Genomic DNA, 12,340 nt, shown 5'->3' with positions numbered 1-12,340 from the left:
GCCCTCCGGTGTGTGCGGGTGCGCTCAGCGGCGGTGCTGCGAGTCGGCCACCGTGACCTCGACGCGCTGGAACTCCTTGAGGTCGCTGTAGCCCGTGGTCGCCATCGCCCGGCGCAGTGCGCCGAAGATGTTCATCGAGCCGTCGGGGGTGTGCGAGGGGCCGGTGAGGACCTCCTCCGTCGTCCCGACAGAGCCGAGGTCGACCAGCTTGCCGCGCGGCACGTCCTCGTGGACGGCCTCCATGCCCCAGTGCCGGCCGCGGCCCGGCGCGTCCGTCGCGCGGGCGAGCGGCGAGCCCATCATCACGGCGTCCGCGCCGCAGGCGATGGCCTTCGGCAGGTCGCCGGACCAGCCGACGCCGCCGTCCGCGATCACGTGCACGTACCGGCCGCCGGACTCGTCCATGTAGTCGCGGCGGGCACCGGCCACGTCGGCGACGGCGGTCGCCATCGGGACCTGGATGCCGAAGACGTTGCGCGTGGTGTGCGCGGCGCCGCCGCCGAAGCCGACGAGGACACCGGCGGCGCCGGTGCGCATCAGGTGCAGGGCGGCGGTGTACGTGGCGCAGCCGCCGACGATCACCGGGACGTCCAGCTCGTAGATGAACTGCTTCAGGTTGAGCGGCTCGGCCGCGCCGGAGACGTGCTCGGCGGAGACCGTCGTTCCGCGGATGACGAAGATGTCCACACCCGCGTCGACGACCGCCTTGGAGAACTGGGCGGTGCGCTGCGGGGAGAGCGCGGCGGCGGTGACGACACCGGAGTCGCGCACCTCCTTGATGCGCTGGCCGATCAGCTCCTCCTGGATGGGGGCGGAGTAGATCTCCTGGAGCCGGCGGGTGGCCGACTCGACGGGCATCTGGGCGATCTCGTCGAGCAGCGGCTGCGGGTCGGCGTGCCGGGTCCACAGGCCTTCCAGGTTCAGCACGCCCAGTCCGCCGAGCTCGCCGATGCGGATGGCGTGCTGCGGGGAGACCACGGAGTCCATGGGAGCGGCCAGGAACGGCAGCTCGAAGCGGTAGGCGTCGATCTGCCAGGCGATCGAGACCTCCTTCGGGTCGCGGGTCCGGCGGCTCGGGACGACGGCGATGTCGTCGAATGCGTATGCCCGGCGGCCGCGCTTGCCGCGCCCGATCTCGATCTCAGTCACGATGTGTGGCCTTTCCCTCTACGTCTGCGCTGTCCAGTATCCCCGACACATGAGGGAGGGGCGGTCCCGGGAACCCCGGACCGCCCCTCACCTGCGCTGTCGCGTTACTTCCTGCTGTAGTTCGGTGCTTCGACCGTCATCTGGATGTCGTGCGGGTGGCTCTCCTTGAGACCCGCGGAGGTGATCCGGACGAAGCGGCCCTTGCTCTCCATCTCGTCGACGGAGGCGGCGCCCACGTAGCCCATCGTCTGGCGGAGACCGCCGACGAGCTGGTGCAGGACGTTGGCCAGCGGGCCCCGGTAGGGCACCTGGCCCTCGATGCCTTCGGGGACGAGCTTGTCGTCGGAGGACACCTCGGCCTGGAAGTACCGGTCCTTCGAGTACGAGCGGCCCTGGCCGCGGGACTGCATCGCGCCGAGCGAACCCATGCCCCGATACGACTTGAACTGCTTGCCGTTGATGAACTGCAGCTCGCCCGGGGACTCCTCGCAGCCCGCGAGCAGCGAGCCGAGCATCACCGCGTCCGCGCCGGCCACCAGGGCCTTGCCGATGTCGCCGGAGTACTGCAGGCCGCCGTCACCGATGACCGGGACGCCCGCCGCACGGGCCGCGAGCGCGGCCTCGTAGATGGCGGTGACCTGCGGGACGCCGATGCCGGCGACCACTCGGGTGGTACAGATCGAACCGGGTCCGACGCCCACCTTGACGCCGTCCACACCGGCGTCGACCAGGGCCTGGGCGCCGTCGCGGGTCGCGACGTTGCCGCCGATGACGTCCACGTTCACGGCCGACTTGATCTTCGCCATCCAGTTGAGGGCGTTGCTGTTGTGGCCGTGCGAGGTGTCGACGATCAGGAAGTCCACCCCGGCCCCGGCCAGCGCCTGGGCGCGGTCGAGTGCCTCGGGGCTGGCGCCGACGGCCGCGCCGACGAGCAGCCGGCCCTCGGCGTCCTTGGCCGCGTTCGGGTACTGCTCGGCCTTCTTGAAGTCCTTGACCGTGATGAGGCCCTTGAGGATGCCCGCCTCGTCGACCAGCGGAAGCTTCTCGATCTTGTGGCGGCGCAGCAGCTCCATGGCGTCCACGCCGGAGATGCCGACCCGGCCGGTGACCAGCGGCATCGGCGTCATGACCTCGCGCACCTGGCGCGCGCGGTCCGACTCGAAGGCCATGTCGCGGTTGGTGACGATGCCGAGCAGCTTGCCCGCCGGGTCGGTCACCGGGACGCCGCTGATGCGGAACTTGGCGCACAGCGCGTCGGCCTCGCCGAGCGTGGCGTCCGGGCTGACCGTGATCGGGTCGGTGACCATGCCGGACTCGGACCGCTTCACCAGGTCGACCTGGTTGACCTGGTCCTCGACCGAGAGGTTGCGGTGCAGTACGCCGACGCCGCCCTGACGGGCCATGGCGATCGCCATGCGGGCCTCGGTCACCTTGTCCATCGCGGCGGAGAGCAGCGGGATGTTCACACGGACGTTGCGCGAGATGAGCGACGAGGTGTCGACCGCGTTGGGCAGCACGTCAGATGCGCCCGGCAGCAGCAGCACGTCGTCGTATGTCAGCCCGAGCGTCGCGAACTTCTCGGGCACTCCGTCGACGTTTGCAGTCATGACACCTTCCCCAAATGGCCTTGATCGGTGCGGATGTCCATGCTAACGGCCTCCGTGCGTGTCTCATTCCACGAGCAAGATCACCCGGAGGTTCTGTACTTTCCTACGGGGCCGCGAAGGCCCGGCCCGCGGGGGCCGCGAAGGCCCCGGCTCACTGCTCCGCGAGGGCCCGCAGCCGGCTCAGCGCACGGTGCTGGGCGACCCGGACCGCGCCGGGCGACATGCCCAGCAACTGCCCGGTCTCCTCTGCGGTCAGACCGACCGCGACGCGCAGGACCAGCAGCTCGCGCTGGTTCTCCGGGAGGTTGGCGAGGAGCCGCTTGGCCCAGGCGGCATCGCTGCTGAGCAGCGCACGCTCCTCGGGCCCGAGTGAATCGTCCGGCCGCTCCGGCATCTCGTCGGAGGGCACCGCGGTCGATCCCGGGTGCCGCATCGCGGCCCGCTGGAGGTCGGCCACCTTATGGCCTGCGATGGCGAAGACGAAGGCTTCGAAGGGTCTGCCGGTGTCCTTGTACCGAGGCAGCGCCATCAGCACCGCGACACAGACCTCCTGCGCCAGGTCCTCCACGAAGTGGCGGGCATCACCGGGCAGCCGGTTCAGCCGGGACCTGCAGTAGCGCAGCGCGAGGGGGTGGACATGGGCCAGCAGATCATGGGTGGCCTGCGCGTCGCCCTCGACGGCGCGGTGCACCAGGGCACCGATCACCGTCGTTCCGTCGTCGCGCATCGGACCATGGTGCCTCGGTGCCGCGTCATCCGCGGCACCGCGTCCGTAGTTGTGCACCGAAGCGTTATGAGCGGGTGCGCCGGAAGTCATGTCCTGCGCCCTCCCCTTCCGCTCGACCGAATCGTTCCCGAGGAACTCCACATCTCAAGGATGCGGCATCGGCCGGGAAGCGTCACATACCGCGGGGGCGGCGGACTCCTCTGGCGGGAAACCGCCGGGCCCCGGGTCGCCCCGTCCGCCGGTGTGCGGACGGGGGGTGGATCGACTGCCGGCCGTGCCCGGTCCTCAGCGGACCAGGCCCCAGCGGAAGCCGAGCGCGACGGCGTGCGCCCGGTCCGAGGCTCCGAGCTTCTTGAAAAGACGCCTGGCGTGTGTCTTCACCGTGTCCTCCGAGAGGAACAGCTCACGGCCGATCTCCGCGTTGGAGCGGCCGTGGCTCATCCCTTCGAGCACCTGGATCTCACGCGCCGTGAGCGTGGGGGCCGCGCCCATCTCGGCCGACCGCAGCCGGCGCGGGGCCAGCCGCCACGTCGGATCGGCCAGCGCCTGGGTGACGGTCGCCCGGAGCTCCGCCCGGGAGGCGTCCTTGTGCAGATACCCGCGGGCCCCGGCGGCGACCGCGAGCGCGACACCGTCCAGGTCCTCTGCGACGGTCAGCATGATGATCCTCGCTCCGGGGTCGGCGGAGAGCAGTCGGCGGACCGTCTCCACACCTCCCAGACCGGGCATGCGTACGTCCATCAGAATCAGATCCGAACGGTCGGCACCCCAGCGGCGGAGGACTTCCTCGCCGTTGGCCGCCGTCGTCACACGCTCGACGCCGGGCACGGTCGCGACCGCGCGACGGAGCGCCTCTCGGGCAAGCGGGGAGTCGTCGCAGACGAGGACGGATGTCATGACCGCCCTCCGAAGCTGATGCGCGTCACCTTGAGCCTCCAGGCTGTTACAAGTCGTCACCTGTGCGGTTGACGCTCTCGGACACCTGCCCGATCGCTTTCTCTGTCAACCGCCTCCGCACTCTCAACGATGGTCACTCGAAAGAGTTACGGGTCGGAGAACAGGGTTCGGCACTCTACGTGAGGGTGCGGACACGGAGGAGAGCGCCACGGTTCGTCCAGCCGTCAATTGAACTTTCACAGGAACTTATGCCCCATTTAGCGGGTTTTCTTCCCTTTTGCTGGTGTCTGTGACTAGATTCGCAATCAGTCATATTTACATCTACTAAGACCGTAGATGTACGGTCATGAACAGGGCCGACGACGGACGACAACGACGTTTCCGACTCAGCACGGTTTCGAGGGGACAAGCAATGGCAGATTTCTCCCGCCTTCCCGGACCCAACGCCGATCTGTGGGACTGGCAGCTGCTGGCGGCCTGCCGGGGGGTCGACAGCTCGCTGTTCTTCCACCCCGAGGGCGAACGGGGCGCCGCCCGGAGCGCCCGCGAGAACTCCGCGAAAGAGGTCTGCATGCGGTGCCCGGTACGCGCCGAGTGCGCGGCCCACGCCCTGGCGGTGCGAGAGCCCTACGGGGTGTGGGGCGGACTGACCGAGGACGAGCGCGAGGAGCTCATGGGCCGGGCCCGCAACCGGCTGATCTCCGCGACGGCGCCCGCAGGCCCGGCGTCACCCCCCGGGCACGGCTGACTCCCGCCACCGCCCCAGTACGGAAGAAACGTTTCTCCAGATCCCCGCTCCGCAGGCGCCACGCCCCGCGGTCCCTCAGCGGGCGGCCGCCAGCGACAGCTGGTCCAGCGTGGCCGCCACCGCCGGGACCTGCGCCAGGTCGGGCAGGGTCAGCGCGACGATCTCGCGCTCGATGGCCGGTTCCACGGTGACCGTCACGGCGCCCCGGGGGCGTACCGACTCGATCGCGAGCGCCGGCAGCACGGCCACCCCGAGACCGGCACCGACCAGGCCGATCACCGCGGGGTAGTCGTCGGTCGCGAAGTCGATCCGGGGGGTGAAACCGGACTCCTCGCAGACCTCCACCAGCTGCCGGCGGCAGCGCGGGCAGCCGGCGATCCACGGTTCGGCGGCGAGATCCGCGATGCCCACCGCAGCCCGGCCCGCCAGCTCGTGCCCCTCGGGCAGCAGGCCGATCAGCCGGTCGGTGAGCAGCGGGCGCACCACCAGGTCGTCCCACTCGGCGCCCTGCGTGCCGTACCGGAAGGCGAGGGCGATGTCGCAGTCGCCGTCGCGCAGCATCTCCACCGAGCGGGGCGGCTCGGCCTCGACCAGGGAGACCCGGGTGCCGGGGTGGTCCGCCCGCAGCGCCGCGAGGGCGCCAGGGACCAGGCTGGAGCTACCGCTCGGGAAGGACACCAGCCGGACCCGGCCGGCCCGCAGGCCCGCGATCGCGGCGACCTCCTCCTCCGCGGCGGTGAGCCCGGCGAGGATGCCGGAGGCGTGCCGTACGAGCGCCTGACCGGCCTGCGTCAGCCGCATCTCGCGTCCGGTCCGGATGAGCAGGGTGGTGCCGGCGGAGGACTCCAGGGCCTTCATCTGCTGGCTGACCGCGGGCTGTGTGCAGCCCAGCTCGCGGGCGGCGGCGGAGAAGGAGCCGGTGGCGGACACGGCTCGCAGGACGCGGAGATGGCGGGCTTCGATCACCCTTCGAATATAAGGGCTTCTTGGGTAAGGGGCGAATTCTTCGCGTGTGACTTTGAGCAGAACGGTTTCCGCGCGTAGCCACCAGGGAGCCGCTAACGTGCGGGAATGAGCGCGTTGAGAGTGCTGACCGTGAACACCGGCCGGCCCGTGGCGGTCCCGTACACCGACTCCCCGGGCGGGGTGACCGGGATCGACAAGCGCCCGGTCGATGGCCCAGTACGGGTCACGGAGCCCGGTCCCGAGGGCACGGGCGGCAGCGGACTGGCCGGGGACGCGGTCTGCGACCTGCGGTTCCACGGCGGCTCGAACCAGGCCGTGTACGCCTACGCCCGCGAGGAACTGGACCGCTGGGAGCAGGCACTCGGGCGTCCGCTGCCCAACGGCGCCTTCGGCGAGAACCTGACGACGGACGGGGTGGACGTCAGGGGCGCGCTGATCGGAGAACGCTGGCGGGTCGGTCCCGATCTGGTCCTGGAGATCACCTCGGGCCGCGTCCCGTGCCGTACGTTCGCGGGCCATCTCGACGAACGGCAGTGGGTCAAGCGGTACACCCGGGCGGCCACCCCCGGGGTGTATCTGCGGGTGATCGCGCCGGGCGTGATCCGGGCGGGCGATCCGGTGGAGATCGTGCACCGGCCGGACCACGAGGTCACGGTGGAGCTCCAGTTCCGGGCCGTGACGACCCGTCGGGAGCTGCTGCCGCTGCTGCTCCCGGCCGGGGAGGCGCTGCACCCGGAGCCGCTGCGGCAGGCGCGGGAGTACGTGGCGCGGCAGCGGTGAGCGGGGAGCGCCGGGCGGCGCGGCAGGGGGTTCGCGCGGGGCACTAACGTGCCGCGTATGACGACTGCACTGATTACCGGCGCGACCTCGGGCATCGGGGCCGCGTTCGCGCGGCGGCTCGCGGCCGAGGGCCACAACCTGGTCCTGGTGGCCCGCGACACCGAGCGGCTGCGCGAGCAGGCCACCGAGCTGCACGACCGGCACGGCATCGAGGCCGAGGTGCTGCCCGCGGACCTGTCCCAGGACGACGGGATCGCGGCGGTGGAGGCCCGGCTGGGCGACCGTCTGCAGTCCGTCGATCTGCTGGTCAACAACGCCGGGTTCGGCAACAAGGGCAGTTATCTGGACGTCCCCATGGCCGATGAGCTGGCGATGCTGAAGGTGCACTGCGAGGCGGTGCTGCGGCTGACCTCCGCGGCGGCGACCGGGATGAAGGAGCGCGGCCGGGGCGGAGTGGTGAACGTGGCCTCGGTCGCGGCGTTCGTGCCGCGCGGTACGTACGGGGCGTCCAAGGCGTGGATCGTGCAGTTCACCCAGGGCGCGGCCAAGGACATGGCGGGCTCGGGAGTGCGGCTGATGGCGCTCTGCCCCGGCTTCGTGCGGACGGAGTTCCACCAGCGGGCCGGCATGGGCACGGGCAACATCCCGGGCTGGATGTGGCTGGACGCCGACAAGCTGGTGACCACGGCCCTGGCGGACCTGGCACGGGGCAAGTCGGTCTCGGTCCCGGACCCCCGCTACAAAGCGCTCATGGGCCTGGTCAAGGTGACACCGCGCGGCCTGCTCGGGGGCGTCACCTCCAGGACGGGCCGCAAGTACGGACCTCAGTGACGAACGCTTCCCGGCGCCGTGACGCCCCCGGCCGTGTGTGATCGAATGATCGGAACAGCACAACGTTCGATCATCCGCTAACCGCCTGAGGGGCTGCCACCGTGCGCGAAGGTGCCGCTGAACGTCATGACCGACTGCTGAAACTGGTACGCGAACAGGGCACCGCACGGGTCTCGGACCTCGCGGACCGGCTCGGCGTCTCCCCGGTGACGGCGCGCCGCGATGCCGAGGCGCTGGCGGCGCGGGGGCTGCTCGACCGGGTGCACGGTTCGGTCTCCTGGCCCGCCGAACGCGGACCGGCCGGCACCCCGGCGGGCGGCGGCCCGGTCATCGGGATGCTGGCCCCGGCCGCCGTCTACTACTTCGCCGAGGTGATCCGCGGCGCCCACGAGGCCGCGGCCCGGCTCGGCGCCCGGCTGATCCTGCGGGTCACCGACTACCGCCCCGAGGACGACGCGGCCCACGCCGCCGGACTGCTGGCGGCCGGGGCGCAGGGGCTGCTGCTCGCCCCGAGCTGGACGGAGCCGGGCCATCCGGCCGCCTACAGCGACTGGCTCGCCCAGCTGCCCGTGGAGAAGGTCCTGGTCGAGCGGACCGGGGTGCCGGGCGGGCCGCTGGACGGTTTCGACCGGGTCTGCTCGGACCATGCGCACGGGGTGCTGCTCGCCATCCGGTACCTGCTGGAGCTGGGCCACGGGGCGCCGCTGCTGGTCGCCCGTGCGGACAGCCCGACGGCGCAGGCGGTCCGGGCCGGGTACGCGCGGGGGCTGGCGGTGCTGGGGCTGCGCGCGCCGGGCCCGGTGATCGAGTCGTCCTCGGACGAGCGCGATCCGGTGCTGTTCGAGCAGGCCGCGCTCGGGCTGCGGGACGCGGTGCGGCGCGGGCGGGCGACCGCGGCGCTGATGCACAACGACGAGGACGCCATCCGGATGATGCGGCGGCTGGCCGAGCTCGGCGTCCGGGTGCCCGACGACCTGTCCCTGGTCACGTACGACGACGAGGTGGCGGCGCTCGCGGACACCCCGCTCACCGCGGTGGCGCCGCCCAAGCGGGAGGTCGGGCGCAGCGCGGCGGAGCTGCTGGTCGAGCGGTTGTCGGGGGAGCGCTACGGGGTCCCCTCCGACCTGGCGCCGAGGCGTCATGTCGCCCTGCTGCCGACGCTGCGGGTGCGGGACTCGTGCGGGCGGCCGTCGAGCCGGACGGCGGATTCGGGGGCGTCCGACAGCTGAGCTCGGGGGCGTCCGACAGTTGAGGCAGGGCGCACCGGTCGCCAGCACCACGCCCACCCCATAAGTAACGTTTGACCCCATTCACCACCTCCCCGTTCGATCATTTTTCGATCATTCAATCTTTCGCTCTTGACTTCGCTCACCGGGGATCGAAACATCACGGCCAATGCCTGTTCCCGCACGTACAGGAGCTGTTCCCGTGAGCCGCAGTTGGTCCCGTCCCATCCATGCACTGGTCGGCGCTGCCACCGCCCTCGCCGTCCTGACGGCGTGCGGTGGCAGCGCCGACGACTCCCCCGCCCATGGCACCGCAGAGCACCCGGTGACCGTCTCCTTCTGGGCCTGGACCAAGGGGTCGCAGGAGGTCGTGGACTCGTTCAACGCGACCCACGACACGATCAAGGTCAAGTTCGAGGAGATACCGTCCGGCGGTCTCGGCGGCTATCCGAAGATCGCCAACGCGGTGAAGGCGGGCATCGCCCCCGACCTGCTCTCCATCGAGTACCCGCAGCTCTCCGCGTTCGTCAGCCAGGGCTCGCTCCAGGACATCAGCAGCTACCTCACCGACGACATCAAGAAGAAGTTCCTTCCGCAGACCATCGAGATGACGACGCTCGGCGGCAAGAACTGGGCGGTGCCGTTCGACGCGGCGCCGCAGGTCTTCTACTACCGCAAGGACTTCTTCACCGAGCACCACATCGCGCTGCCGAAGACCTGGGACGACTTCCGGACCGCCGCCGCCGACGTCAAGAAGGCGGCGCCGAAGACCAGGATCGCCACGTTCTTCCCGGACGACCCGACGTTCTTCCAGGCTCTGGCCTGGCAGGCCGGCGCCCAGTGGTTCAGCGCGGGTAAGGACGCCTGGAAGGTCGACACCACGGACCCCGCCTCGAAGCGGACCGCGGAGTACTGGCAGGGGCTGATCGACGACAAGCTGGTGAGCACCGCCTCCTCGTTCAGCCCGGAGTGGACCAGCTCCCTGAAGCAGGGCACCACGGTCGGCTACCTCGGCGCCTCCTGGAGCGCCGGGGTGCTCGCGGGCATCGTCCCCGAGGAGAAGGGCAAGTGGGCGGCCGTGCCGCTGCCCAGCTGGGAGGCGGACAAGCCCGCCAGCGGGATGGTCGGCGGCTCCACCTTCGCCGTGAGCAAGAACAGCAAGAAGGCCGCGGCCGCCGTCGAGTTCGCGCTCTGGATGTCCACCCACCAGGACGCCATCAACGCCCGGATCGGGGCGAGCACATCGAGCGCGCTGCCCGCCTCCCCCGCCATGGTGCCGATCGCCCGCAAGGCCTTCGACACCAGCTTCTACGGAGGCCAGGACCTGTACGGCCTGTTCACGAAGGTAGGCGCCTCGATCGGGCCCGACTGGGTGTGGGGCCCGAGCCCCGGCGCCACCAACTCCGCGCTCGGCGACGAACTCGGTGAGGTCGTCGGCGGCAGCTCCACCCTGCCGCATGCGATCAAGACCGCCCATGACGCCACTGTCGCCGATCTCAAGAAGCGCGGCCTGAAGGTCGAGGAGCCCTCATGAGCACGCCTCCCACATCCGGTACCCGCCCCGGCGGGCTGAGCGCGAAGGCCCGCACCCGGATCGCGGCCGGTACCTTCCTCACGCCGTTCTTCGTCCTGTTCACCGTCGCGATGATCATCCCGGTCTGCTACGCGCTCTGGCTGAGCCTCTTCACCGAGAAGCAGTCCGGTCTCGGCTTCGACGGTCCCCGTACCGTCTTCGACGGGCTCGGGAACTACGCCTCCGCCCTCGGGGACCAGGCGTTCCGCGACGGCTTCTGGGTGCTCCTGGGCTACTGCGCCTTCTACATCCCGCTGATGGCCGGCGGCGCGATCGTGCTGGCGCTGCTGCTGGACACCGCGCTGGCGCGCGCCCGGCGCTTCTTCCAGCTGGCGCTCTTCCTGCCGCACGCCATCCCCGGGCTGATCGCCGCGCTGATCTGGATCTACCTGTACACGCCGCAGCTCAGCCCGGTCGTCAAGGCGATGGAGTCGGGCGGCATCGGCTTCGACTTCTTCTCGTCCCAGGGCACGCTGCCCTCCATCGTCAACATCGCCCTGTGGGAGTGGCTCGGCTACAACGTGGTGATCTTCTACGCCGCACTGCAGGCCGTCGACCGCTCGCTGCTGGAGGCCGCGACCGTGGACGGCGCGGGGAACTGGCGGATCGCCTTCTCCATCAAGCTCCCGCTGATCCGCTCCTCGCTGGTGATGGTGCTGCTCTTCACCATCATCGGCTCGCTCCAGCTGTTCACCGAGCCACTGATCCTGAACCGGGGCTCCGGCTCGGCCGTCACCAGCACCTGGACCCCGAACATGTACGCCTACAGCGCCGCGTTCGAGCGCAACGACTACGGCCTCGCCGCGGCCGCCTCCGTGCTCATCGCCCTCGTCGCCGCCGCGCTCTCCTTCGTCGTCACGCGCTTCACCAACAACCGCAAGGAGGCACGGGCATGACCTCCCCCGTCATGATCGATCCGGCCGCGCCGGCCCGCACCCCCGCCCGCACCGAGGGCCGCGCGCCCGTCGGCGCGGGAGGGGCCCGGTCCAGCCGCTGGCTGTCGAAGACCGCGGTCAACGGCGTACTGGTCATCGCCGCCCTCTACACGCTGTTCCCGCTGATCTGGCTGGTCACCGCGGCCACCAAGGACGCCGGGAACCTGCTGGGCGGTGACGTCTTCTCCTTCGAGGGCTTCAACCTCGGCGGCAACCTCTCCGCCCTGTCCACCTACCAGGACGGCGTCTACTTCCGCTGGTACGGCAACTCCCTGCTGTACGCGGGCATCGGGGCGCTCGGCTGCTCGCTGGTCAGCGTCGCCGCGGGGTACGCCTTCGACAAGTACCGCTTCCGGGGGAAGGAGAAGCTGTTCGCGCTCGTCCTGCTCGGTGTGCTGCTGCCCTCCACCGCGCTGTCCCTGCCGCTCTACCTGCTGGCCGTGAAGACCGGGACCGTCAACACCTACTGGGCGGTGCTGATCCCGTCCCTGGTGAACCCGTTCGGCGTGTACCTCTCCCGGATCTTCAGCGCCGGCTACATACCGGACGAGGTCCTGGAGGCCGCCCGGATCGACGGGGCGGGCGAGATGCGCACGTTCTGGTCGGTGGGTCTGCGCATGGTCATGCCGGGGTTCGTGACCGTCTTCCTCTTCCAGTTCACCGCGATCTGGAACAACTTCTTCCTCCCCCTGGTCATGCTCTCGGACAAGAAGCTCTACCCGCTGAGCCTCGGCCTCTACAACTGGCACAGCACCGCCAACGCCGACCCCAGCTTCTACCCGATGGTCGTCACCGGATCCCTCCTCGCCGTCGCGCCGCTGATCATCGCCTTCATCACCCTGCAACGTCACTGGAAGGCCGGTCTCACCGCCGGCAGCGTCAAGTGACATCAGAGGAGCCC

Annotated in this window: 12 protein-coding genes; 7 read left to right on the top strand and 5 right to left on the bottom strand. The window is 70.5% G+C overall.

The features are described from left to right. Positions 1-24: 24 nt before the first annotated feature. From OG892_RS24795 to OG892_RS24780, 4 genes are all read right to left on the bottom strand, one after another. Positions 25-1,149, bottom strand: a complete 1,125-nt coding sequence (locus tag OG892_RS24795; protein WP_024490221.1) for a GuaB3 family IMP dehydrogenase-related protein — start codon at positions 1,147-1,149, stop codon at positions 25-27. Positions 1,150-1,253: 104 nt separating this feature from the next. Further along, entirely contained in the window at positions 1,254-2,756 is a 1,503-nt protein-coding gene (gene guaB, locus OG892_RS24790; RefSeq protein WP_073732619.1) for an IMP dehydrogenase, read from the bottom strand. Positions 2,757-2,907: 151 nt separating this feature from the next. Next, entirely contained in the window at positions 2,908-3,483 is a 576-nt protein-coding gene (locus tag OG892_RS24785) for a sigma-70 family RNA polymerase sigma factor (protein WP_073732620.1), read from the bottom strand. A gap of 285 nt (positions 3,484-3,768) precedes the next feature. Next, positions 3,769-4,380 carry a response regulator transcription factor gene (locus OG892_RS24780; RefSeq protein WP_003948568.1) on the bottom strand — a complete coding sequence of 204 codons (612 nt, stop codon included), beginning with the start codon at positions 4,378-4,380 and terminating at the stop codon, positions 3,769-3,771. 412 nt (positions 4,381-4,792) lie between these two features. Between OG892_RS24780 and OG892_RS24775 the strand changes: the two genes are divergently transcribed. Beyond that, positions 4,793-5,128, top strand: coding sequence for a WhiB family transcriptional regulator (locus tag OG892_RS24775; protein WP_073732621.1), 336 nt, complete (start codon positions 4,793-4,795; stop codon positions 5,126-5,128). A gap of 75 nt (positions 5,129-5,203) precedes the next feature. Here the strand turns inward: OG892_RS24775 and OG892_RS24770 are convergent, their stop codons facing one another. Further along, the gene (locus tag OG892_RS24770) at positions 5,204-6,094 is read right to left on the bottom strand and encodes a LysR family transcriptional regulator (protein WP_073732622.1); all 891 of its coding nucleotides are present in this window, start codon (positions 6,092-6,094) and stop codon (positions 5,204-5,206) included. A gap of 114 nt (positions 6,095-6,208) precedes the next feature. Between OG892_RS24770 and OG892_RS24765 the strand changes: the two genes are divergently transcribed. The 6 genes from OG892_RS24765 (at position 6,209) to OG892_RS24740 (ending at position 12,326) form a co-directional block, all read left to right on the top strand. Next, entirely contained in the window at positions 6,209-6,874 is a 666-nt protein-coding gene (locus OG892_RS24765; RefSeq protein WP_371631682.1) for an MOSC domain-containing protein, read from the top strand. A 57-nt stretch (positions 6,875-6,931) separates the two neighbouring features. Further along, positions 6,932-7,705 carry an SDR family oxidoreductase gene (locus OG892_RS24760; RefSeq protein ID WP_073732624.1) on the top strand — a complete coding sequence of 258 codons (774 nt, stop codon included), beginning with the start codon at positions 6,932-6,934 and terminating at the stop codon, positions 7,703-7,705. 101 nt (positions 7,706-7,806) lie between these two features. Next, a complete protein-coding gene (locus OG892_RS24755) occupies positions 7,807-8,934 on the top strand; it encodes a substrate-binding domain-containing protein (protein ID WP_073732625.1) in 1,128 nt (375 codons plus the stop codon). Between the two features lie 199 nt (positions 8,935-9,133). Then, positions 9,134-10,465: an ABC transporter substrate-binding protein gene (locus OG892_RS24750; RefSeq protein ID WP_371630309.1), complete on the top strand. Its 1,332-nt coding sequence runs from the start codon at positions 9,134-9,136 to the stop codon at positions 10,463-10,465. Continuing rightward, the gene (locus OG892_RS24745) at positions 10,462-11,400 is read left to right on the top strand and encodes a sugar ABC transporter permease (RefSeq protein ID WP_311303719.1); all 939 of its coding nucleotides are present in this window, start codon (positions 10,462-10,464) and stop codon (positions 11,398-11,400) included. The genes OG892_RS24750 and OG892_RS24745 overlap by 4 nt, the downstream gene beginning before the upstream one ends. Continuing rightward, positions 11,397-12,326, top strand: a complete 930-nt coding sequence (locus OG892_RS24740) for a carbohydrate ABC transporter permease (protein ID WP_073732628.1) — start codon at positions 11,397-11,399, stop codon at positions 12,324-12,326. Before OG892_RS24745 ends, OG892_RS24740 begins: the two co-directional genes overlap by 4 nt. The last annotated feature ends 14 nt before the right edge of the window (positions 12,327-12,340 follow it).

The organism is Streptomyces sp. NBC_00341, assembly GCF_041435055.1.
In the GTDB taxonomy this organism is placed as follows: Bacteria; Actinomycetota; Actinomycetes; order Streptomycetales; family Streptomycetaceae; genus Streptomyces.
This window is presented reverse-complemented; position numbering and strand designations above follow the sequence as displayed.

Excerpts from the sequence above, each read along its gene's own strand:
- guaB (WP_073732619.1), bottom strand. The coding sequence starts at position 2,756 with ATGACTGCAAACGTCGACGGAGTGCCCGAGAAGTTCGCGACGCTCGGG.
- OG892_RS24785 (WP_073732620.1), bottom strand. The coding sequence starts at position 3,483 with ATGCGCGACGACGGAACGACGGTGATCGGTGCCCTGGTGCACCGCGCC.
- OG892_RS24780 (WP_003948568.1), bottom strand. The coding sequence starts at position 4,380 with ATGACATCCGTCCTCGTCTGCGACGACTCCCCGCTTGCCCGAGAGGCG.
- OG892_RS24775 (WP_073732621.1), top strand. The coding sequence starts at position 4,793 with ATGGCAGATTTCTCCCGCCTTCCCGGACCCAACGCCGATCTGTGGGAC.
- OG892_RS24760 (WP_073732624.1), top strand. The coding sequence starts at position 6,932 with ATGACGACTGCACTGATTACCGGCGCGACCTCGGGCATCGGGGCCGCG.
- OG892_RS24745 (WP_311303719.1), top strand. The coding sequence starts at position 10,462 with ATGAGCACGCCTCCCACATCCGGTACCCGCCCCGGCGGGCTGAGCGCG.
- OG892_RS24740 (WP_073732628.1), top strand. The coding sequence starts at position 11,397 with ATGACCTCCCCCGTCATGATCGATCCGGCCGCGCCGGCCCGCACCCCC.